At 40.3% G+C, this 24,074-nt stretch carries 22 protein-coding genes and 1 other annotated feature; of the genes, 3 read left to right on the top strand and 19 right to left on the bottom strand.

Annotated elements, in window-relative coordinates:
• Positions 1–91 precede the first annotated feature (91 nt).
• The 15 genes from MHB58_RS08480 to MHB58_RS08410 form a co-directional block, all read right to left on the bottom strand.
• Positions 92–829, bottom strand: a complete 738-nt coding sequence (locus MHB58_RS08480) for an HD domain-containing phosphohydrolase (protein WP_340735032.1) — start codon at positions 827–829, stop codon at positions 92–94.
• Between the two features lie 446 nt (positions 830–1,275).
• Entirely contained in the window at positions 1,276–1,890 is a 615-nt protein-coding gene (locus tag MHB58_RS08475) for a bifunctional 2-keto-4-hydroxyglutarate aldolase/2-keto-3-deoxy-6-phosphogluconate aldolase (RefSeq protein WP_340735031.1), read from the bottom strand.
• 8 nt (positions 1,891–1,898) lie between these two features.
• Positions 1,899–2,864, bottom strand: a complete 966-nt coding sequence (locus tag MHB58_RS08470; RefSeq protein ID WP_445683147.1) for a sugar kinase — start codon at positions 2,862–2,864, stop codon at positions 1,899–1,901.
• 99 nt (positions 2,865–2,963) lie between these two features.
• Positions 2,964–4,061: an ABC transporter ATP-binding protein gene (locus MHB58_RS08465; RefSeq protein WP_340735029.1), complete on the bottom strand. Its 1,098-nt coding sequence runs from the start codon at positions 4,059–4,061 to the stop codon at positions 2,964–2,966.
• Positions 4,062–4,212: 151 nt separating this feature from the next.
• Complete coding sequence (locus MHB58_RS08460; RefSeq protein ID WP_340735028.1) at positions 4,213–5,067, bottom strand: sugar phosphate isomerase/epimerase family protein; 855 nt, start codon at positions 5,065–5,067, stop codon at positions 4,213–4,215.
• Positions 5,068–5,142: 75 nt separating this feature from the next.
• Positions 5,143–5,925 (bottom strand): 2-dehydro-3-deoxy-D-gluconate 5-dehydrogenase KduD, encoded by a 783-nt coding sequence (kduD, locus tag MHB58_RS08455; protein ID WP_340735027.1) that lies wholly within the window; start codon positions 5,923–5,925, stop codon positions 5,143–5,145.
• A 19-nt stretch (positions 5,926–5,944) separates the two neighbouring features.
• A complete protein-coding gene (gene kduI / locus MHB58_RS08450) occupies positions 5,945–6,775 on the bottom strand; it encodes a 5-dehydro-4-deoxy-D-glucuronate isomerase (protein ID WP_340735026.1) in 831 nt (276 codons plus the stop codon).
• A gap of 231 nt (positions 6,776–7,006) precedes the next feature.
• The gene (locus tag MHB58_RS08445; RefSeq protein WP_340735025.1) at positions 7,007–8,551 is read right to left on the bottom strand and encodes a response regulator; all 1,545 of its coding nucleotides are present in this window, start codon (positions 8,549–8,551) and stop codon (positions 7,007–7,009) included.
• 2 nt (positions 8,552–8,553) lie between these two features.
• On the bottom strand, positions 8,554–10,323 hold the full coding sequence (locus MHB58_RS08440; RefSeq protein ID WP_340735024.1) for a sensor histidine kinase: 1,770 nt from the start codon (positions 10,321–10,323) through the stop codon (positions 8,554–8,556).
• 225 nt (positions 10,324–10,548) lie between these two features.
• Entirely contained in the window at positions 10,549–11,655 is a 1,107-nt protein-coding gene (locus tag MHB58_RS08435) for a glycoside hydrolase family 88/105 protein (RefSeq protein ID WP_340735023.1), read from the bottom strand.
• A gap of 85 nt (positions 11,656–11,740) precedes the next feature.
• Entirely contained in the window at positions 11,741–13,078 is a 1,338-nt protein-coding gene (locus MHB58_RS08430; protein ID WP_065216154.1) for an ABC transporter substrate-binding protein, read from the bottom strand.
• Between the two features lie 31 nt (positions 13,079–13,109).
• Positions 13,110–13,946 carry a carbohydrate ABC transporter permease gene (locus MHB58_RS08425; RefSeq protein WP_008407849.1) on the bottom strand — a complete coding sequence of 279 codons (837 nt, stop codon included), beginning with the start codon at positions 13,944–13,946 and terminating at the stop codon, positions 13,110–13,112.
• A 6-nt stretch (positions 13,947–13,952) separates the two neighbouring features.
• Complete coding sequence (locus MHB58_RS08420; protein ID WP_008407851.1) at positions 13,953–14,894, bottom strand: carbohydrate ABC transporter permease; 942 nt, start codon at positions 14,892–14,894, stop codon at positions 13,953–13,955.
• A gap of 137 nt (positions 14,895–15,031) precedes the next feature.
• The gene (locus MHB58_RS08415) at positions 15,032–16,372 is read right to left on the bottom strand and encodes an ABC transporter substrate-binding protein (protein WP_014824046.1); all 1,341 of its coding nucleotides are present in this window, start codon (positions 16,370–16,372) and stop codon (positions 15,032–15,034) included.
• 22 nt (positions 16,373–16,394) lie between these two features.
• On the bottom strand, positions 16,395–17,744 hold the full coding sequence (locus tag MHB58_RS08410) for a glycoside hydrolase family 28 protein (protein ID WP_014824047.1): 1,350 nt from the start codon (positions 17,742–17,744) through the stop codon (positions 16,395–16,397).
• 272 nt (positions 17,745–18,016) lie between these two features.
• On the opposite strand from MHB58_RS08410, the gene MHB58_RS08405 reads away from it, so the two are divergent.
• Positions 18,017–18,763, top strand: coding sequence for an FxLYD domain-containing protein (locus MHB58_RS08405; protein ID WP_340735022.1), 747 nt, complete (start codon positions 18,017–18,019; stop codon positions 18,761–18,763).
• Between the two features lie 17 nt (positions 18,764–18,780).
• Positions 18,781–19,398 carry a hypothetical protein gene (locus MHB58_RS08400; protein ID WP_340735021.1) on the top strand — a complete coding sequence of 206 codons (618 nt, stop codon included), beginning with the start codon at positions 18,781–18,783 and terminating at the stop codon, positions 19,396–19,398.
• A gap of 566 nt (positions 19,399–19,964) precedes the next feature.
• Here the strand turns inward: MHB58_RS08400 and MHB58_RS08395 are convergent.
• Together MHB58_RS08395 and MHB58_RS08390 are read right to left on the bottom strand one after the other, a co-directional pair.
• Entirely contained in the window at positions 19,965–20,441 is a 477-nt protein-coding gene (locus MHB58_RS08395; protein WP_340735020.1) for a YxiG family protein, read from the bottom strand.
• Between the two features lie 7 nt (positions 20,442–20,448).
• Entirely contained in the window at positions 20,449–21,447 is a 999-nt protein-coding gene (locus tag MHB58_RS08390; RefSeq protein WP_340735019.1) for an MBL fold metallo-hydrolase, read from the bottom strand.
• 309 nt (positions 21,448–21,756) lie between these two features.
• Positions 21,757–21,968: a binding site (T-box leader), on the top strand.
• 72 nt (positions 21,969–22,040) lie between these two features.
• Between MHB58_RS08390 and proC the strand changes: the two genes are divergently transcribed.
• Positions 22,041–22,847, top strand: coding sequence for a pyrroline-5-carboxylate reductase (gene proC / locus MHB58_RS08385; protein ID WP_340735018.1), 807 nt, complete (start codon positions 22,041–22,043; stop codon positions 22,845–22,847).
• A gap of 339 nt (positions 22,848–23,186) precedes the next feature.
• Here the strand turns inward: proC and MHB58_RS08380 are convergent, their stop codons facing one another.
• Together MHB58_RS08380 and MHB58_RS08375 are read right to left on the bottom strand one after the other, a co-directional pair.
• Positions 23,187–23,429, bottom strand: a complete 243-nt coding sequence (locus MHB58_RS08380) for a hypothetical protein (RefSeq protein ID WP_340735017.1) — start codon at positions 23,427–23,429, stop codon at positions 23,187–23,189.
• A gap of 244 nt (positions 23,430–23,673) precedes the next feature.
• On the bottom strand, positions 23,674–24,057 hold the full coding sequence (locus tag MHB58_RS08375; RefSeq protein WP_340735016.1) for a pilus assembly protein PilB: 384 nt from the start codon (positions 24,055–24,057) through the stop codon (positions 23,674–23,676).
• Positions 24,058–24,074 lie beyond the last annotated feature (17 nt).

Below are 24,074 nucleotides of genomic sequence, written 5' to 3'. Positions count from 1 at the left end.
ATAAGCTGCCGAGAACTTCTAATATGTTAGCAACACTATTAAAAAATTTCATCTTAAAAGTAATGAGTCCGGTTTAATACCGGCCCCATATTTAAAACAGGCTGATAAATGTTTCCGCAATTAACGGGTCAAAATGTTTCCCTTTGTTTTCATCAATAAATGCCAGTGCTTTCCCTTCTGGCCAAGAATCTTTATACGGTCTGCAAGTCGTTAATGCATCGAATAATACATCGACAATCGATACGACTCTCGCCTCAAGAGGAATCTGCTCGCCTTTTAACTGGAATGGGTAGCCCGTTCCATCCCATTTTTCATGGTGATACAAAATAATATTTTCTGCCACTTCCATACTCTTTATAAAATCATAATTGATTTCCTTCGACATTTTATTTAAAATATCGGCACCTGTTAACGGATGCATTTCAATTATTTTTCTTTCGTAAATGGACAATGCTCCAGGTTTATATAAAATTCCTTCTGGCATACCCGCTTTCCCGATGTCATGCAATATACTGGCTATCTTGAAAGGAGTGATTGTAATTGACGAATGCCAGAGTTCCCCCGATTTCTTTCGATTAACAAAAATTCCCGACCAAGGGATCTGTTGCTTTAGGGAATCTTTCATTGAACAATATGTTTCTTTATTCGTAAGATTCGATTTAATAAAACCTGCTTTCACACCGATTATTTTACTTTTTTCAAAACCGGTTACCTTTTGATATGTATCATTGACATCCAAAATAATATGGTTACTGTCTGTGATCAGTACAGCATCACCCAATTCCAAAAAGCCTTTTAGCTGGAAAGGTAACTGCAGCGTTGTTTTCATAAATTTCCCCCTGTTCCATTTGAGTTCTTGCTTAGCATCGCGTGAACTTCTTACACTCAAACGAATATATGGAAATATTATACTGATAAAACAATAATAATGCGCCCTTGTTCTTCGTGAAAAAAGACACTTTTCCCACTCATTATATCGCTTTCTTAATATCTCAATATTTTTTGACTAAATGTAAACAGTTTATGAATTTTTTACAACCCGTAAGGATTAGAAAATGACTACACTTCACATACAATAAGGGGGTCAAAAATAAAAACCCTTGAATCTCAAGGATTTTAGGTATGAAAAAATTCAGTTGATTTTAAAATATATAAAACTTAGAACAAAAAGGAGTCCGTTAGAAAGTCATTTTTCTTTCACAAGCCCAGCAAGACTTAAAATGCCTCCATACATATAAATATGCTATATTTCCTCCTAAATATTGAAGCTCCAAATCACAGCTTCCCACAATACTCCTGACTCGCAGCTACAACAGCATTTAATCCACCTTTTGCATAGGCCTTCGTTAAATCACTGCCAATGCCTACAGCAACAGCACCTGCCTCGAGCCACTCCTGCATATTGTTGGCGTTTATCCCGCCTGTCGGCATTATTTCCACATGAGGCAACGGTCCATTCACCGTTCGGATAAAGTCGGGTGAGAAATGGTTGGCCGGGAACAGTTTTACGATATCACAGCCTGCTTCCAATGCCGTTATTATTTCATTTAAAGTCATACACCCCGGTAAATAGGGCACGCCGTAGCGGTTGCATAATTTTGCGATGTCCGCATTAAAGCTTGGGCTGACAATAAATTTCGCTCCGCATATAATTGCATGTCGTGCCGTTTCCGAATCCAGAACGGTTCCAGCGCCTATGACCGCATCTAAAGAGCGGATCTCCTGAAATACGTCCTGAACAAACAGTGTTGTATATGTAAGTTCTATAAGGCGGATTCCGCCCTGTACAGCGCCTTGAATTATCTCTGTCGCTTCGTTCACCGAGTTTCCGCGAATGACCGCTACAATTTTATGCTCTTTCAGTTGGTGTATCACTTCATATTTTTTCATCGGACCCCTTACCTTTCGACTAACGTTTTCTGTCCTAAAAATACTTCCACATCCGTATATTCCGGCAAGCCTTCATTGTCTCCCTTTACCGTTGTTACCATCGCACCAACAGCATTCGCAAAGCGCAGACGCTCGGCCACGTCATAACCGTTCATTAGACCGAAAATATAGGCCGCATCATACCCGTCTCCGGCACCAACCGTATCGACAGGTTTGACGAGAAAAGGTTCGGCATTATGCCAGTGTCCATCTACATAAGCTTTCGAACCATTTGCGCCGTCCTTTATGACAAGTTCGGAGATATTATACTGTGCAACAAACTGTTCAAATGGCATAGTATCGATAATCATCTCGATTTCGTCCAGCCCGGTTAATAAAATGTCGACATACGGGAAAATCTCAAAATATGCAGCCCTTGCTTGCTCCAATGTCCAAAGCTTCAAGCGGATGTTCGGATCAAAAGAAACCGGAATGCCTTTTGCTTTTGCGATTCGTAAAATGGACAGTCCAATTTGCAGGTTTTGCGGTGCAATGGCTAAAAACACGCCCGTCAGATGAACATACGCAATGTCATCGAACATTGATTCATCAATATCCTCTTCGGTCATCGTTAAAATCGGTGACTGATAGCGGTAGTAAAACGTCTTACCAGAGCCGTTTTCCAATATTTCTTTAAAATTAAGTGATGTCGGATAGCCGGATACATGCTTCACATATTCCATATTGATGCCCTCACCGCGCACTGTATTATAAATATATTTCGAAAATTCATCCCCGTCTAATCGGCTCATCCATTTGACGGGAAGTCCTAATCTGGCACAGCCAATGGCAAAATTCAGTTCTGCCCCGCCTAACTTGCGTTCAAATGAATCAACATAACGTAACGGACCTGTAGCCACCGGATTAAATGTGATCAGTGCATCCCCTAAAGTGAAAATATAGTTTCGTTCCACGAGCTTTCCCCCTGCTTTCATACAAGTAATTGTTGAAAGAAAGGCCGTCCTAAAAGTAAATGACTTTTGGACAGCCTCATTTCTTCTATTAAATTAGATGCTTCTCTATTGCTTCCGTTATTAACGAATACGTATTTCTGTTTCTTTATCAAAGAAGTGCATTTTATTCGTATTAACTGCAAAATTAACTTTTTGTCCTGCTTCAATTGTTTGTTGGGCATCTGTTAATGCGACAACTTCCTGGTCCCCGATTTTGAAATACAGCATAATTTCAGAGCCGGTTAACTCCGCAACTTCTATTTCGTATTGAGACACCACAGAAGGATCAAGTTCCGCCGTCTCTTCCCCTACGAAAAAGCTTTCTGGCCGGATCCCTAAAATAACTTCCTTCCCGACATAGCCTTGCTGACGAAGCATCGTCATTTTATCTTCTGGAATAATTATTTTTCTGTCACCCAGCTGGTAATAGCCATCTTCTACCCGACCATCTAAAAAGTTCATGGAAGGTGAACCGATAAAGCCGCCAACAAATACATTTTCCGGATTATCATAAATATACTTCGGTGCCCCTACCTGATGAATAATCCCGTCCTTCATTACGACAATACGGCTCGCCATCGTCATCGCTTCTGTCTGGTCATGAGTTACGTAAATAGTCGTTGTACCGATACGACGGTGCAGCTTAATAATTTCTGCACGCATTTGTACACGCAGCTTTGCATCGAGATTTGACAGCGGTTCGTCCATCAAGAACAGCTTCGCATCCCGCACAATGGCACGGCCCAATGCAACACGCTGTCTTTGCCCACCCGATAAAGCTTTCGGTTTACGATTTAAATAATTTTCAATACCTAAAATTTTCGCCGCATTGCGCACGCGCTCATCGATTTCCGACTTCGGCAACTTCCGTAATTTTAAACCAAACGCAATGTTATCATAAACCGTCATATGCGGGTAAAGCGCATAGTTTTGGAATACCATGGCGATATCACGGTCTTTTGGTGCGATATCATTGACACGCTTATCATCAATATAGAAATCCCCCTTTGAAATCTCCTCCAAGCCTGCCATCATCCGTAAAGTTGTCGATTTACCGCAACCCGAAGGACCTACAAACACGATGAATTCCTTATCCTCGATATGCAAGTTAAAATTATCAACAGCGGTTACTTTATTATCATAAATTTTATAAATATTATTTAATTTTAATTCTGCCATTTCCTTACCCCCTCAATCGATTCCATGTGAACATTGCTAATGTGCTTCTTAATTTAATAGTAATAGAAAACGCTTTCATAAATAATTTAAAATTTTTAGATAATTGTATAAAATCTTATAATATATGGCGTATGATGTGCTATTTCGTTCTTTACTGCACTCTTTTAGCTTGTTCATACCGTCCTTGTATATAACGAATGCTGTCGGTAAGATGGGGGTCGCGTGTATTTTCCAAAAGAATATTGATGAACGGCTTCTCCTTCTTCAGTCGTTGCAACAAATATATATAATCCAGCTGTCCAGTCCCAACTGGTACCATCGTAATTTCTCCATTGTCTACGATGAAATCTTTTGCGTGAACAATAACTATCCGTTCACCGAATAATTGGAACGCTTCCTCCATGACAGAATGCTGTTCATGGACATTCTCCAAGCTCATAAAATTCGCTGGGTCATAAATGACTTGCAGGTTCGGAGACGGTACATCTTCCAGTAATCGCTTCATCCGTTTCGGTGTATGAATCGGGTGATTGATTCCGCCTTCAACCCCGACGATGATACCAAACTTTTCGGCCTCTTCTACGAGCTCACGCACACTTTTAACCACTTCTATATAAGCTTCCTCAGTAAAATTATCTTTGCTGTAACCGAGTGACGGAATAACACTGCCCGTTTCTGTTCCGACAATAGTACAGCCGAAATCACGTGCGAAACGGATATGCTCTTTAAAACGATCGAGCTGCCTCTGTCTTTCAGGTAAATCCGGATGAATCATATTAATGTAACAGCCTAAAACAGCGATCCGAACATCATGCTGCTGAAAAATCGATTTTACATAATGGCCATACCCTGGTGATAATGAACCTGTACTTGTTGAAAATTCCGTAATGGATTTTGCAAGTGCAAGCTGGACTGCAGAAAATCCTCTTTGCGCTACGTTTGCAGCGAGCTCGTGTATGTTTTTTGCTTCCACATCATGTGCACGAATACCTAAATTTACTTTCATTGTCCCCACATCCTTTAGTAAAAGCCGTATCAGCATAGCGTGATACGGCTTATGATTTCGTATTAAATTTAGTCGTTATCTTGCCAGCCAGCCGCCATCAACAGCTAAAATATGACCGTTCGTATAATCCGAAGCACGGCTTGCCAAGTAAACAACCGATCCCATCAAGTCTGCAGTCGTAGCCCAACGTCCTGCAGGAATACGGGATAAAATTTCCGCACTGCGCTTTTCATCCTGGCGAATTGGTGCCGTATTATCTGTCGCCACATAGCCTGGAGCGATCGCGTTAATCTGCACATTATGCTCTGCCAGTTCATTGGCGAATGCCTTTGTCAAACCGGCAACGGCATGTTTGCTCGCTGTATATGGCGGAACAAATTTGCCGCCCTGATATGAAAGCATTGAGGCGATATTAATAATTTTCCCGCTCTTTTTTTCTACCATTACTTTCGCGATTTCCTGGCTTAACAGATAGAGGGAGTTTAAGTTAATTTCCATAACCGCATCCCAGTCTTTTTCCTCGTAATCCAATAATGGCGAACGACGGATCGTACCGGCATTATTCACTAAAATATCCACTGTGCCATACTCTCGCAGGCAAGCTTCTACAGCTGGCTTGATGACCGTACGATCGCTTAAATCAGCCTGATAAAATGTTGCTTTTTGGCCTGTTTCGTTGATAAGACGTTCTGTCTCACTCCAGTCTGCGCTGCGTGCGATGACAAAAATATCTGCTCCCGCTTTTGCCAATGCGACCGCATATGCCTGACCTAACCCTTTATTGCCGCCTGTTACAATCGCAATTTTCCCTTTTAAGCTAAAGTAATCCAATGAAAAACCGGCTACATCCTGTGTCATCTATTGTTCCTCCATTCGCTTATCGTAAATCTTCCATTTTTACATGGTCCATGTCGTCATACGTAATGTTTTCGCCGCACATTCCCCAAATGAATGTATAGTTACTTGTCGCTGTGCCTGTATGAATCGACCAGCTTGGTGAAATTACCGCCTGTTCATTTTTCAAAATAAGATGACGTGTTTCGTCCGGTTGGCCCATAAAGTGGAAAACGCGTGTATCCGCTTCCATATCAAAGTATAAATATACTTCCATACGACGTTCATGCGTATGAGAAGGCATTGTATTCCATACACTGCCCGGTGATAGCATCGTCAAGCCCATCTGCAACTGGCAGCTCTCGCAAACATTCGGATGAATATATTGATAGATTTTCCGTTCATTCAATGTACCTGGTGCGCCTGCTTCTAACGGTTTGATGTTGTTAATATCAATTTTCACCGTCGGATATGTATGGTGCGCCGGTGTGGAATTGATGTAGAATTTCGCCGGATTTGCCGCATCGTTTGATCGGAACAGCACTTGTTTCGTACCACGGCTAACATATAAACCGTCTCGGCGCTGCATGTCATATTCAATACCATCCAATACGACAACCCCATCACCACCGATATTGATGATGCCCAGTTCACGGCGTTCTAAAAAGTAACTCACGCCCAAATCTTTATCCAGTTCAATCGTCAGTTCCGTATCAGCTGGTGTCACCCCGCCAAAAATCATACGGTCGACATGTGTATATGTTAAATGTACCTTTCCAAGTTCAAAAAGTGTTTCCACTAAAAAATGCTGACGCAATTCGTCCGTATTATAGCGTTTAATCTCTTCAGGATGATTGGCATAACGTGTTTCCATTTTGACTACCTCCTCCGGTTAATAAACAGTTTTAATCATTCAGGTCTGTGATCCCTAAGTTTCGTTATTGTTTTCTGAATATTGTTACAACCCGATTATAAAAAACGATGTAAGGGTTTACAATGTTACGTAAGGATGTCCTTAAAATATCAAACGCTTTTCTTAAATATTTGTACACATAAGCTCGGCTTCAGCCCGGGCTATAAAAAAAGCTAGCGGCATCTTTAACCGCTAGCTGACATTCGGATTCAGTTTCTTTTTAAATTCGGCCGGTGTATGGCCCGTGTATTTTTTAAAACAAATGCTGAAATATTGCGGATTACTGTACCCTACCTGCTCGCTAATTTCATAAGTTTTCAAACTTTCTTCTCGCAGCAGTTCCATCGCTTTTTTCATGCGTAATTCCAATAAATAATCGCCAAAATTAAACCCTTTTTCGAGTTTAAACAGATTGCTTAAATACGGTGCACTTACATGAATCATTTTAGCCAGTTTCTGCAATGTTAAGTTGCTGTCCGAATAATATTCATTCATATAGTGGATCGCCAAATCAACATGGCTTTTAAACTTACTTTCCTCTTTTTGATAAAGAATTTCCGACCACTGTTGAATAAGCTCCCGGATAATTTGCATCATGTCGTGCAGTGAGTTCATTTCCATAACAGCCTGATATACATCAGCGGAATAGGTCGATGCTTCGTCTTTACTCCAGCGGTCGATTTCAAATGATAACAGCGTCGCATATTTCAACGTCATCACTTTCAGATCTGCTAGAGACAGCGATTGATAGTCGATGATTGCGTCATGAAATTCTTCAAGCAATTCCTCCACTTTTTCCGGAACCCCTTGCTTAATCTGTGCAATCAGTTTCGTATCAATCGCTTTTAAACTTTCCGCTGATTGCTCGCCGATTGTCACTTTTTCATCGATTGAAAACAGTTTGCCAGTCCCCAGAATATAGCGCAAATCCAACGCCATTTTAGCCTCGACAAACGAACGGCCAATTTCAAACAAATTCGTATACGGACGCCCATACGCCAATGTCACATCCGGCAGCTGCTCAAGCAAAAAGGTTGCCAGGCCAACAGCTTCCACCGTTTCATCATGACCGATCAGCAGCACCCATTCATTGTCCGTGACAGATAATAGATGAAATTTGTCTTGATCAATCTGCGTTGATGTATTCAGAACAATTTCTTTATCAAGCGACGATTGCAGCTTTCCTTCACATCCGTCATGCACAATAATGGCAGAATAATATGTCCCGTCCAAGTGAACATCCAATTCAGCAAGCCCTTTTTCAATATCGGTCTCCGTTTCACCAACCGTCATGAGCTGCTTGAAAAATTTCTGCTGGCGTATTGCACGCGACTCTACCAGCAATTGTTCATTCGAAAACGTTTCGGACCATTCCGCGAGTGCTTCCTTCACCTTTTCAAGCAGCAGTTCCGAATCGACCGGTTTCAATAAGTAATCGAATGCTTTTAACTGTACCGCCTGCTGTGCGTAACTAAAATCCTCATAACCCGTCAAAAATATAAATTTTGTCTGCGGACTGATTTCCTTTAATTGACGTGCCATATCGAGCCCATTTAAAAAAGGCATATTAATATCTGAAATGACGAGATGCGGCTGATGCTGTGCAATCAGTTCAAGTGCCATTTCCCCGTCACTTGCTTCTCCTACCACTTCTATTCTATTCTCTCCCCATGGAATCGTCTGGCAAATGCCTCGACGAATAATGCGATCATCCTCTACTACGATTATTTTATACATCCTTAGTCAAGCCCCCCTGTTGTCACCGGAATAGTAATAATCATTGATGTCCCTTCTCCATATACACTTCGGATTGTGAGTCCGTAAGCTTCCCCGTACTGCATTTTAATTCGGTCATTGACAGACTTTATGCCAATTCCGATATATTGCTTCTGATCTTGGTAAGTCAGCTGCAGCTCCGCATGAATCGCTTCAAGCCTTTCCTCGGAAATTCCTGAGCCGTTATCTATTACTTCCATGTAAATACGATCTGCGTCCCGGTATCCTTTAATCACAATCTTTCCTTGGCCGCGCTTTTGCTTTACGCCATGATAGATCGCATTTTCAATTAACGGCTGCAACGAAAGTTTGACAATCTCATTATCCAAAATACTTTCCTCTACTTCAATTTCATACGTAAAATCATCCCCGTAACGCATCTCCTGGATAATCAAATAATTTTCTATATGCTCAATTTCTTCTTTTACCGAGATGATTTCCTTCCCTTTACTAATCCCGATACGGAAAAAGTTCGATAATGCCGTGACCATCTGGCTCGCTTCTTTTGTCATGCCCATGTCACAGAGTCCCTTAATCGAGTAAAGCGTATTATAGAGGAAATGCGGATTAATTTGTGCATGCATAATAGCAAATTCCAGTTGGCGTTTTTCTTCTTGCTCCAAAATCACCTGGTCCATCAACACATTTATCCGGTCGATCAATTCGATAAAACCGCGGTTCAACACACGCATCTCTTTCGGTCCTGATATTTTTTCTTCCAAATAAAGATGGTTTTCATTGACGAGATCCATCTGTTTCGCCAATTTCTGAAACGGTTTTGACATATAGGAAATAAAAATATTCGTTACAAATACGACAAGACCAATCATGATGATAATTAAAAACACGGCGAATATTTTTATATACTCCACTTTGTTCAGCAGATCATCTTCAGGAACAATTGCTGCGATTTTCCAGCCATTGGACTCAAGCGTATCGTAAATGACAATCATTTCCTCGTTGTCTTCATTTGTATATGTAATTTGATCTTTTGGAGTTGATAACTGATGCAGTTTCTGAAATGTCTCATCATCAAGCGTATATTTCGATTCAAGTTCCTTCGACTGGTATATTCCGTCTTCCGAAATGAGCGCCAAATAACCATTCTCCCCGATGAGTGATCGACTCAGCACCTTTCCGAAAAATTCCTCCCGAATATTAAAGAGTACAATGCCTCTTTTCTCGAGATCATTCAGTTCCAAAAGCTTGTACATCGACATCACCGCATTTCCGGTATGGAACGCTACGTCTTCATGTACATTTTTCCATTTAAAATTTTCACTATCTGCCCGGTAATTCACGAAAAAGTCATCATAATCAATAACAGGTTTCCTCGTAAATTCGCTTTGATAAATCAAAAATTCCCCTTCGTTCAGATCAATCGTAGCCGACTCCAAAATCGTACTGTAACGCCCGTAAATAATTTGCAGATTTTTATCGATCGGAATATAATCTTCCGGTACGATTTGCTCCTGCTCCTTCATCAATAAGTTGACGAGCCGTGTATCATAGGATATGGACACTAGCTGTGAAAACAGATCCGAAAGAGTATGGTCTAAATAGTTCTTTGTCTGATAAATCGTATCGTTCATACTTTGATACGTATTCTCTTCAATTTGGGCCGTTGCGATATATGTCGACACTCCGCCGGTTACTAAAATACATATAATCACAATCGGCAAAAACAACATATTCATCGTTGTTTTAAATGAATGAAAAATATATTTATACAAAAATGTCCTCAGTCGTTCCAGATGCCACACCTACCAAACATTCCATTCTCTTTTAAGGAGATGATATTTCATACATAAAGCGCATACAAGAAGAGTAACGCAGTTTCTACAATTATTTTCTATATTTTCTAATTATTCTAACATAAACATGTTATTACTTTACATTTATTTTTTGAAGTCAAGAAAAAAGTACCCTATAAACCGGGTACCTTTCCGTTTCTATTATTATTTTGCCTTAATGTCGTGCAACGCCATGCTTGCTAGGATGAATGCGCCCATGCCATGCAAATCATTTTCGGAAGTTGGGCGGTCCACATAATAATCGTACACCCCTGCGGATGTGCCAATGCAAATACCTTTTAGATTGGCTACATCCTCCTGCACATCGACCATATGCTCGATCAGTCCGTCATACGCTTTATTTACTACTCCTTGATAGGAATCATCAACCAAGCCAAGTTTAATCGCTTTTGCGATGAAGTAAATAAACAGGGACGAGCAGGAAGATTCCAGCCAGTTATCATCAAGGTCTCCTTTATCAACAATTTGATACCATAAGCCCGTTTCTTCGTCCTGAAACTTCGTAATAGCAGGCACTAAATCTTTTAGCGATTGTTCCATCTCTTCCTGCCCTCTTGAACCGTTGATCAATTCCAAAATATCGACAAGTGCAGTACCATACCAGCCGACAGAACGTCCCCAAAATTCCGGTGAGCACCCTGTTTCTTTGTCCGCCCATGGTTGCGCCTTTTTCTCATCCCACGCATGGAACAGTAAGCCTGTATTCTTATCCTTCATATGTGCGCGCATCAGTTTTTCCTGGCGAACGACATTCAGCACTAGCTCTTCCTCGACAAAATGCTCATTGTACATGAGCATAAACGGTGCCGCCATGAACAAACCGTCCAGCCACATTTGATAAGGATATTTATCTTTATGCCAAAAGCCGCCCTCTGTTGTCTGATTAATCGAATACAGCAAATGACGAAGTTTTTTCGCAGCAACTAAATAACGACGGTCTTTTGTCTGTTCATACAAAGGGAACAGTAAAATGCCTGCCTGAACAGAATCAAGCTCATCCCGTGCAAAGTATAAGTTACCTTCTTCGTCGATCAGGCTGTCGATATAGCCTTTCATATAGTCAAAATACTGCTGGTCACCTGTCGCTTCCCATACACGAAGCATACCGTATAAAAATACCCCCTGATGATAGTGGAAGGAATTCGCCGGTGGCAGCTGATCTGGTGTATACGTATCCATAATCGCCTTACATGCTTTTTCCGCCAGTGCAAGCGGTGTATTAACCGTAATATTTTCGGATGTCGTTCTCATTTGTGCCCTCTCCTTTAGCTTTAGCGTCGTTTGTAAATTTCAAAAAACAAAGGGTGTGGCTAAAGCACCGCACCCTTTTTTTGTATTATTTGCCGAAGTGCTCTGAATATTTAGCTTGCGCAGCTTCCATCGCACCCGCCCACTCATCTAAAAATTCCTGTGCTGACGCTTTACCACTCATTACCGATTGGATTCCCGCATCGACCGTACCATCCAGGATTGAACGGTATTCAGGTAAATAGAATGGCGGCTTATAAAGAACTGTGTTCGGATCATCATACACTTCAAATGCGGTTTGAATATGAGGCGAATTTTGAATCCAGTCTTCTTTTAACACGTCACTGTTCGTCGGAATCTGACCGACTTGCTCATTCCAGAAACTTTGACTAGCTGCCGAGTTCAGGAATTCTGCAAATTTCCATGCTTCATCGGGATTGTCTGTCCCGTTGAAAATTGAAATACCGATTGTATTTCCGCCTTCCGCCACGTAATTGCCGTCTTCCGATTTAGGCAGTGGAATCGCCTGGAACTGTCCTTCTTCCAATGCTTCCTTGTGCTCACCGAATGAACCGATGTTATGCTGTACCATTGCCACTACACCTGTATCAAAGCCGGCGATCATTTCTTTATAGCCGTTTGTAATATCGCTTTTCGGTGTGTAGTCTTCATATAACGATAAATACTTTTCGATAAACTCGACGTTTTTCGAATCATTGATCGTTGCTTTGCCGTCTTCCATCAAATAATTTTCAAACCCGTTGTACGCATACATCATACGCTGAATTTGGAATGATCCGCCTGCTCCGCCACGGATTGTATAGCCGTAGCGATTATTCGCTTTATCCGTCATTGCTTCTGCAGCCGCATAAAATTCATCCCAAGTCTCAGGAATCTTTACTCCTTTTTCTTCAAACCAGTCTTTGCGTACCCAAAGGATATCCAGGTTTTGTGTATAAGGAATTCCGTATAGCTTTTTATCCGCTACGATGTCCTTATTGAAATTCAGTGCCCCTTCATTGATCATACCGTTCAGCTCTGAATCAGCAAAATAATCATCTAATGGCAGTAATGCTTCACGAATCGAGAATTCAGGTAACCAGCTCGTTTGGACAGATGCCAAATCCGGCGTATCGTCCGCTGCAATGGCCGCATCCATTTTTGATTTTGCCGAGTCTTTCGGTAATCCGACATACTCCACATCAATCATCGGGTTTTCCTTTTCAAATCGGGAAATTAATTCCTCCCAAATCGGTGTTCGCTGCGGTCCGGCATTTTCATCCCAGAACGTAATTTTTACCGGCTTTCCGTTTTCTGCTGATACCTCTTTTTTACCTGCCGACTCATCATCCCCGCAAGCGGCCAATAATAACGCTGTTGCGATCGTACCTACTGCTATCGATTTTCTGAACTTGCTTTTGAACATCAACCTTCACCCCTTATAAATTCATGTACAATTAACCTTTTACTGCTCCACCCATACCATTGACTAAATGCTTTTGTGCATATGCAAATAAAATTACTGCCGGAATTAAGGCAATGACACTGCCTGCTGCCAACGCACCGTAGTTGACATTGAATTCGCCCATCATCGTACTCAGACCGACCGGCAAGGTGAACCGGTCCTGACGATTCGTGAGCATTAAGGCAATTAAAAATTCATTCCATGTGTAAATGAATGTAAACACCCCTGTTGCGACAATACCTGGAAGCAGCAGCGGGAACACGACATGACGGATGGACTGAAGTTTCGTACACCCATCAATCATCGCCGCTTCCTCCAACTCTTTCGGAACGTTTGCGATGAACCCGCTCATCAATATGGTCGTAAACGGAATCTCAATCGCCGTATACGTAATAATTAGAGCGAGTGGACTGCTGATCAGCCCTAAATTTTTGAAAATGATAAATAACGGGATAATCATCATTGATCTCGGGATAAATTGCGTACATAACAGCATCAGCATAAAAGCGCGTTTTCCCTTGAACTGATAACGGGCCAATGCATAGCCGGATAATGTTGAACAGATCAATACGACAATTACTGTACTGACGCCGACAATCAAACTGTTTTTCATGAATGTGGCAAACCCGACATTATTCCACGCCATCACAAAGTTTTCCACTGTCGGATTAAGCGGCGCATATTCCAGCGGACGCTTCATAATATCTCCCTCAGGCTTGAACGCCGTATTGATCGTCCAATAGAGCGGGAAAAGGGTAAAACTTAACAACATACCGAGCGGCACATAAAGTGTCAATAACTTATCTATTTTTTTATTTTTAGAAAACATAGGCTATCACTCCTTTTCATAGCGCGATAATTTCAGATAAAGCGCCGCGAAAACTAATAGAATACCAAACGAAATGACTGTAAGCGCTGAGCCATATCCAAAGTTACTGCCATGAACAGCTAATTCTGCAATATACATAGTCAGTGTCGTTGTTGAATGGGCAGGTCCGCCGCCTGTTAAGTTGAAGATCAGGTCAACGTTATTAAACTCCCAAACCACTCGCAGCAGTGTCGTTAAAATAATCGTATTTTTCAACTGCGGCAATGTTACGAACAGGAATGATTTCCAGCGGCTCGCACCATCTACGCGCGCTGCTTCGTACAATTCTTGCGGAATACTTTGCAGACCGGCCAAAAGGGTAATCGCAAAGAATGGAATCCCCCTCCACAGTTCGGCAATAACTACTGCACCAAATGCGGTAGATGTACTTGCCAAAAAGGCTTGCGGTGAATCTATAATGCCGAAACGCATCAGGATATCATTCAGTACACCCATATGCTCGTTGTACATCAGTGACCAGATAACAGATGCCAGTACACCTGAAATCGCCCAAGGAATAAAAGCAACCGCACGTATAATTCCTCTGAATTTAAATGTCTGGTTAAGCAACAGAGCCAAAATCAGACCAAATACCAATTGAAGCCCCACCTCTGTAACAACCCACTTCAAACTGTTGAGTAAGCTCGGGAAGAACAGCTTATCACTGGTAAAAATATTCACGAAGTTATCGAGCCCTGCAAAACTATTATAGTAAGGTGCCGAAATATCGTAGTTTTGGAAGCTATAATAAAATACCATTCCTATCGGGTAGAAAAGGAAACTTACAACCATTAGTACGGCCGGCGTAATGAATAGATATGGGACCAGCTTCGCCTTATTAAATTTGCGGACTTTTTCGCTTTTCTTTTTTTCCAATACTGGTTCATTTACTTCTGGGGAATAACTCATTAAATTTCCTCCCTTCTTACAAATCATTCTAATTGAAAACGCTTTCCCGAAATATTCAAAATATTAAGATGTTAGATAAAAATTTTAAGAATCTTCACATTTTGATGGCATAAAAAAACGCTGAGCAGTTTTTTCACCTACTCAGCGCTTCCCGTTTGGGCATGATATTTTTCATATAGTGCATATTCATTTTCAATGGCCACGCTCCACTCTTTCAAGAACTGCTCAATTGTTTTCGTACCGCTTAGCACTTCCTGAAGCCCAGGTTCGACAATCGTATACCGGATGGAATTATACGCAATTAAATAGAACGGCGGCTCGTACATTTTCGTGTTTGGATCTTGATAGACAGAAAGCGCTGTTTGCAGATGCGGCGAATTTTGCACCCACGCCTCCTCCAACACATCCTCATGTGTCGGCAATTGACCGACTCGTTTGTTCCAATGGCTTTGTCCCTTTTGCGACGCGATAAAGGAAATAAATGTCCATGCCTCTTCCGGATGATCGGTGCCCTCGAACATTACCATATCCATCGTATTACCTGCCTCGACAGTGTAATGCCCATTGACTGACTTCGGCAATGGCAATGCCTGAAACTGATCTGGTGACAGCACTTTTTGATGCTCTGCATATGAGCCGATATTATGCTGGATTAAACCGACAGCGCCATGTTCAAAATTGTCAAGCATGCCTTTATAATCTTTTACAATATCATTTCTCGATGTATGTAAGTCATAGAGCGACAAATATTTTTCCAGAAACTCCACATGGAGCGGGTCATCAATTGTACTCTCTCCATTTTTGATATACGTTGAAATACCCGAATAGGCATACATCATCCGCTGCAGCTGAAGTGACGACCCTTCCCCGCCGCGAATGCTGTAACCATACTGTTGATGCTCCTTATCCGTAAAAGTTTTCACCGTATGAAAAAAGTCATTCCATGTATCTATCGTATCCAGCTCATAGTTGGAGAGCCAATCCTTTCGTACCCAGAGGACATCCATATTTCGAGTGTAAGGCAATCCGTACAATTGATGATCCTGTGATATATTTCGATTGTAACTGATGAGAGACTCCGCAATCTTGTCTCCTTCTTCCCACTTTTCAAAATAGGAATCCAGTGGCACCAATGCTTCACGATTTGTATATTCCGGTAACCAGCTCGTATAAATGCTGCCAACATCCGGCAATGCCTGCATTGCGAGTGCCGAATTGAATTTCGGTTTCGCGATATCCTTCACGAAGCCTTCGTATTCAATATGAATATGGGGATGCTCCTCTTCAAAGGTCGCGATCAGTTCTTTCCAAATGGCCGTTCGTAACGGACCGGCATCATCAAACCAAAACGTTAAGGTCACGTCTTCTTTCGGAGAGCCATCCACCTTTTCTGCTTCCTCACTTGAACAACCCGCCAACATTAACAGTAAACAAATGGGGAAGACATATAACATATAGGTTTTTCGTAAGCTGCTCAATGAGATTCCCCCTTAACGTTAGCTAGCTTCTCACATTCGACATTTGGACAAGCATTTCATCCTTTGCCGTATCTTTGGAACGACAGTGTTCCATCACGACATTTTTACTATTCGTTATTTCAAATGCCGGTCCTTCATGCTGTTGGACCGTCACATGCTCAAACAACACATCTTCCGCATTGGAACAGAAAAAACCACGTTGTTTCATCGGTTGCAGACCCTCCATCATTGCCGGTAAATCTGGCTCTGCATCCAGTTTCATCGCAATACGAATATGGCTGAATGTAATATCCTCGACCGGCATCTCCGGTAAGCCATACATAAAGCCGGCAGCCGCCGTTACGTCCGTCGCGGTTATATTCGAAAAATGAATATGTCTGAACTTCGGTGTCAGCGCTGTAACAGGCTGCACCTCCTTATCCCAAACATACGGCTCCATTCCTCGTGGACCGTGATAATAGTATAAGTTTAGTATAAACGGACAAATGACATTATTCATCACAATATTGTTTACACGGATATTTTCAATCGTACCGCCTCTTCCTCGCCGTGACTTAAAGCGAATACCGCGGTCTGTGCCTTCAAAAATACAGTTCGACACAACGACATTACGAATATCTCCGCTCATCTCACTGCCGAAGACGACCCCGCCATGACCGTGGAGCATCGTACAGTTCGTAATCGTTATATTTTCACAAGGAATTGCGCGCTCCGCATCCTCGGTACCTGCTTTTATCGCAATACAGTCATCCCCGACATCAATTGAACAATCGGAAATTTTCACGTTGCGGCACGATTCCGGATTAATGCCGTCCGTATTCGGGGAATTCGCGGGATTTACAATCGACACACCCGAAATCGTCACATTGTCACAATCGTTCGGATGTACCGTCCAGCTCGGAGAATCGATCATTTTCACCTGCTCGATATGCACCCGCTCACAATGGTCAAAGCTCACTAAATTAGGGCGAGGGTATGCAAGAGAATCCTCTTTAAACAGCTTCCACCAATAGGCACCCTGTCCATTCAATGTGCCAAAACCGGTAATGGCGATATTTTCCGCATGACAGGCATAAATACAGGACATATACACATCACGACTCGCCCCTTCCCAGCGAGAGGAAATGACCGGATAATCCGCCCGATCGTTTGAAAACAAAAGCTCGGAACCCGCCTCCAAATGCAGATGCATATTACTTTTCATTTCAATCGCACCCGTCACAAAAACACCGGCAGGCACATAAATCGTCCCGCCCCCTCCCTGTGAACAAGCCTCCACCGCACGCTTTATCGCGGATGTATTATTAGCCCAGCCATCACCAACCGCACCAAACTGTTCAATATTATAAACCGCCGTACTATGCTGCTGCATCGTATCCCATCCTTTGTATTCAAATCTTGTTGAAATTAGCATATAAAATCTTACTATTTGAAGTCTAGCTGTAGATAGGAAATGCTAAAAAAAGTACGGGGAACTTAGTAAAATATTGAAGGTTTTTGTGGATTGAATCTTGGTACTTTAGGAATATTTTAATATATGATTCAATAATTTTGATTTATTTAAAAATCAAGTATTACTTTTAGACCATGTTATAATCATTCAGGGATTATATTAATTCCCGGTAGTATATCAGGAGGATTCAAATGAAAAAAATCACTATATTATTGATTACTTTACTTTTCATATTATCTGCATGTGGAGATTCAAAACAAACCATTTCACAATCAGCTGAAAAAGAAAGTCAATCTGAAAATTCAGAAGAAACAACTCAAGCCAAGGAAAAAGTCAATGCAAAATTAGAGATTGAAGATTCAGGATCTACTATATGGAGCGACTCTATTGACTCAATTTGGATCAACACAGCGGCAATTTTTAGAAACACAGGCGAAGTGCCGGTTGATATTGGCGAAACACAAATGAATTACAAAGGGAAAGACGGGAGTATTCTAGGCACTTCAACTATGATCTATGCTGTTCCTGAAATTGTTCAGCCTGGAGAATCAGCAATGATCGTGGAAGGCACAACACTCAATGATGTAACATCACTAGACAATTATTCTGAAACAACATTTAACTTTAATTTTGATGCAACAGAAGAAGATTCAAACTTAATGGAAGTTAGTGCCGTAAAAGGGATTTCAAGTGACTATGAATATAGTGTTACAGGTATTGTTAAAAACCCTACAGACGTTCAGCAAGAAGATATACGTCTCGCGGCCATTTTATATGATGAAAACGGTAAAATTTTAGGCGGATTATCGGGCAGCGTTGATGTAGGACTAGCTGCAGGTGGTGAAGCAGGTTTTGAACTAAGCTACCCGCCATTACCAGATAACATTGGTTCAAAAGTAAATAAAATCGAAGTAAAAAGCTACGGCTTCACTTGGTAATCGAAGGAGTATTTGAAATGAAAAAATCATTATTTATTTTAAGCACAGCGCTATTAATTTTAACAGCTTGTAGCGGAGAAGAAGAAATAAAACAATCGGCTGATCAAAAGGAACAAAGTTTAGCAGTAGATAAAGGGCTTTTAAATGTTGAGCTCACTTTACCTGCAGAGTTTTTTGAAGATGAAACGCCAGAAGAAATCGAAGCAGCTGCTAAAGAAAAAGGTGTTAAGGAAGTAAAAGTTAATCCAGACGGTTCTGTTTATTATAAAATGAGTAAGTCTGCTCATAAAAAAATGATGAAAGAAATGGAAGAAAGTATCGTCAGTACGGTCGATAATCTTGTAAATGGCGAAGATTTTAAATCATTTAAAAAAATTTCATATAACAAAGACTTCACAGAATTTGACGTAACAGTGGATACGGCAAGCTTTGAAAATAGTTTTGATGCATTTGGGTTAATGGGATTGGCCTATGTATCTATGTTTTACAGTGCATTTGATGGCAAATCTAGTGACGATATTAAAACTAAGGTTAATTTAATCGACGAAAAAACTGGTGAACAAACTGAATCAATGGTCTTCCCTGACGTTATGGAAGAGGATTCAAAGAATGGTGAAGCAGATTCCGAAAACTAAATCGTTCAATTAATTTGTGTATAAACAAATATCTGTAAATTAAAGCCCAGTAAACGATTTTTGTTAAAAATCTTACTGAGCTTTATTTTATAGAAATAACACTTTTTATTCCTCACCACTTTATAATTATTATTTTAAAATAGGAATTTCTTTAACTTCTACACTTTCCTGTTTACGTACAAATTAGTCCATCCCATCGGACGGTTCTGATTCCTCCAGAACAGGTCAATTATATCCCATCCACATGGCCAAAAACGTCCCCTCAAAAAGATTTATTATCTTTTAAATAATTTAAAAAATATATATTGTTGCGTTAAAACGCAACCGGATAGTTTTTTCTTTATGGCTTTTAATAATCTTCTCTACCCAGAAATTATTTTCATTTAGTTTGTCCCCTTTTTTGTTTTTGGGAGGCATATATAGGGCAAAAGACAAATTGGAGGCAGGAACATGAATTGGTCAGTTGATGAAAGGCAGTTGTTTATATGTTAGACGTCACTTGAAAAATATTTAAATCAACCCGGTTACAAAAAAACCTCCCAATTTTTAATTAGGAGGCATCCGAACTATTGAATTTTAAAATTTCCACTGCTTTGAAGTAAATCACTAAATGTTTCATCATTGATTTGAACTTCGTTCGCCTCAATAAAAAAATGATCTTTATTATTCACCTGGAAATAAAAATTTGTATTTGAACTGATATCTTCAATCGCTGTTAAATCTCGGTTTAAACTTTCAATTTTAATTTTTCCGAATCCATTCTGATGGTAGCCAATTTCACTGACAAAATTCTTATCATTATATTCTCGGTCATTTAACCTATACGTTTTGTTTGACTCCTGATCATACACGACCGGTTCCTGATAAATAAAATAAGAAAGAACTTCTTTAAAAGTTACATGCGTTTTAATAATATTTTGGCCTTTCACACTTTCAACTATAAGGGAAATCGTTTCAGCGAAATAGTTTATATCTAAAGAAGAAATTTCCCACCCATTGACATTGTGCTCTAATAAATACTGAACATCTTTAAGATTTTTCATTTTTCTATTAATACCCTGTTTTATTTAATGATTTATTCGCTTCTCTTGAAGCATGACGGGAAATATCACTTTTCTTATAATAATGAATCCCATCCCGCTCTTCAATCTCGACCATCCCTTGATCGACCAAGTAATCAAACTGCCCTAATGTTTCCGATAGTGTCAATCCTAACTGCTGCTGGTAAATGCGTTCAAATAATTGAGTAGTCATTTCAAAATTTGTCTGCGGTGTTTGAAGCAGACCGTATACTTTTAATGCACGTTGTCTTTGTTTTTCCAAGCGCTCATCGATGAGTGGTTCGATATTTGTCAGTTCCCCTCCGTGCCCCGCGTACACTTTTGAAATCTCTAAATTTTTCAGTCGCTTGAGTGATTCATTATACTGCAGCAATGATTTAGGACGTTCCATCGATAAATCTAGTGGTGGCTCGATTAATGGATTCGATGATGTGCGTTCCAGCAGTAAATCTCCACCGATACATTCCCGAGTAGTCTCGTCGACAAAAATCAGATGGCTTTGTGCATGACCGGGTGTTTCATATACTTTCAAACCAGGATGACCTGGCACTTCATCGCCCTCTTTTAAATAGCCAGTCAATGGAATTGTACCGAATAACTCAATTTCCCCTTTAACATGTAAAATCGGGTTTACGTATTTTTCCGGTACTCCTTGCTCGATTAAAAGCTTTTTAAAAAACCGCTCATGATACTGCAGAAATTCCGGTTCTTTCTTCATCCAGTAATCAACATATTGATGCCCTAATACTTCCGCCGCTGGAAATGCATCGATCCAACCGGCATGGTCCGGATGATGATGTGTCAGCACGACTTGTTCCACGTCTTTCAAGTCATAACCTGCACTGTGTAAACCCCATTTGATTGCTTCATATGCTTCTTCCGTTTTCGGACCTGCATCGAATAATGTCAGTGTATCCCCCTTTACTAGAAAAGCATTTACATCTCCCACTGCATATGGTGTCGGTATAACTATTTTATGTACTTCCATATTTTAATCCCCTTTATCTTAATTCAGCAATCACTCACCTCTTCAAGTAGATGATAGCTGCTTGTTTTGTTTAACCCAGCTGCTGGTACAAAAGCCAGCTGAATAAAGATAAGCCCTGGCAGATGTCACAGATTTTAAATTGAAAGCTTTTGAGTAAACTCAAAAAAATCTGGACTAATTACGCCGAGGCGTAATTGATATGCTCGTAATGAATGACTATTCATTTATTTTAACTCTTTTTTCTTCATTCGTCACGTCAAAGGTTGACAGTTTTTCAATACAGCACTATAATTTTGGATAATTCAAAATTTACAGGCAATGAAAAAGCCAAGTAGATTATTTTAAGGTTATAGAGAGTGCCGTCTTTGCTGAAATCGGCATAACCCGCTGGAATAATCGAACCTCCTTTTGAGCCGTTATGACAACATAACCGTACCCTTTGCGATAAAAAGGCTGAAGCTGCACACTTTATGTGTGAATAAAGGTGGTACCGCGGAGATCAATGCATTTTCGTCCTTACTTAATTGTAGGGATGGAAATGCTTTTTTTATGTTCCTTTAAGGAATCGGATTTAAAAATCGGAGGGATACTTTATGCAAAAAATTATTTTTATTGGCGCAGGCTCGATGGCAGAAGCACTCATTCATGGATGGATTAAAAAGAATGTCATCAGCCCGCATGCCCTGTTTATATCCAATCGGTCGAATAAAGAACGTCTAAACGAACTGGTGGAAAGCTATGATGTCAACCTATTGGAGGACCATACACACTTGCGGGATGCAGACCTCGTTATTTTAGCAATGAAACCGAAAGATGCGCGTGCTGCTATGGAAGTCATCGCACCCCATCTAAGTGCTGATACTGCAATTTTATCGGTACTGGCTGGTGTCAGCATTGATACGATTGAACAGCATCTCGGCAGCCGCCCAATCGCTCGTGTAATGCCGAACACCTCCGCAACAATCGGCATGTCTGCATCCGGCATTGCATTCAATAACCATGTAACAGACGTGAAGCGTGCGCTTTATATTCAAATGTTAGAAGCGATTGGCATTGTCATTGAAGTCGAAGAAGAAAAGCTTCATGCAGTTACAGCGCTCTCTGGAAGTGGTCCTGCCTATTTATACTATTTGGTTGAAGCATTTGAACGGGCTGGTGCTGAGTTTGGTCTATCAAAGGAAATTGTACGGGAACTGATGGTACAGACGATTGCTGGTTCCGCGGAAATGCTGAAATCCGGCAATTTGGAACCTTCCCTATTGCGCAAAAAAGTAACAAGTCCAGGAGGAACGACTGAAGCCGGGATCAAAGCACTTGAATCGATGTCCTTTAACGAAGCGATTGTGAACTGTGTTCGAAGTGCCGAAAACCGTTCAAGGGAACTGGCGCTTGAGGAATAAAAAAACACCTACTAATAATTCGAATATAGGGTGAAAAGTATAATAAAAGAAAACAGTACTTATATTTAGGGGATTTAAGTTTTGTTATATATAACAAAAATTTTTAATAAAGCTAAAAAACATCCATTAAATCTTTATTGAGATAATGGATGTTTTTTAAAATTTTGGTCTTTACTTTACTTAAATCACTTTTCTCAAAGATTGGGTGGCTATGAAAAAAGAAAAATGTCATCATTCAATAATCGTGCGCGATTGTTGAATATCGTTTTCTGTGTTTCCAAACTTTTATTTGGGAACGTATTTAAAAACTTTATACACAATTGTGGAATATAGCACAAGTTAGCTGGTTTGAGTGTTTGATACTCTAAATATCTTTTGAGTTAGAGAATAAGCAACTGTGGCTGTTAACAATGCCAATAGGAATGGATTTGAGGCACTTCCAAATAATATTTCTCGATTTAAATCATTTGCAATTGAAGGGAGATTTGGAGTGTGAAAAGCAGTAAGTATCAAACCCGATAATATTTGAAATGCTAGAAATAATATTATGAAACTAATTATAAATACAGAAAACTTCTTCAAAATTTTTCACCTCCTTCGAAACTATTATTACATTTACGGATTAGAATTCAAAAAGTTCCGATAATTCCACGCTAATATAACATAATCGTTCCAAAAGCGGTGTTTGGGGAACCTTCTTAAAAGAATGTTATTCAACAATATGGCTCTTTAGCTGAAGAAGGCACATGTCTTTTCAAAAATTGCACCCGATGGTTGAATATTGAAAGAATGATAACCAACCTTCACTCATCCTTCTCTATATATTTTATTTCGCATTAGAATTGAATCGTATTATCGTTAAAATTGAGAACAATGGGAAAATCAAATATATAGACATAAAATCACCAAGAGTAAAGAACCAAATATCAATGCACCACACCAAAATTAAACCTATAACATTTGTTATAACAAAAAAAAGTATTTTGTTTTTTATTCTATTATTTAAATAAACTTCAATAGGGACTACAAAGATAATAGTAAATAAATAGATTCCTAAATAAAGCAGTACAGCAAGCAGTATTTTCTCAGCTGTCGAAGGAGGCATTATTTCGGAGCGGAATACTCCTTCGATAAATACGTTACTTAATGTGGTAACTAATGCTACTATTATCGGGGCAAATAGCATCTTTGCAATAGAAATCTTTCTCATTCAAGTCACCTCTTTTT

Source organism: Solibacillus sp. FSL K6-1554 (assembly GCF_038005185.1).
Lineage (GTDB): Bacteria > Bacillota > Bacilli > Bacillales_A > Planococcaceae > Solibacillus > Solibacillus silvestris.
This window is presented reverse-complemented; position numbering and strand designations above follow the sequence as displayed.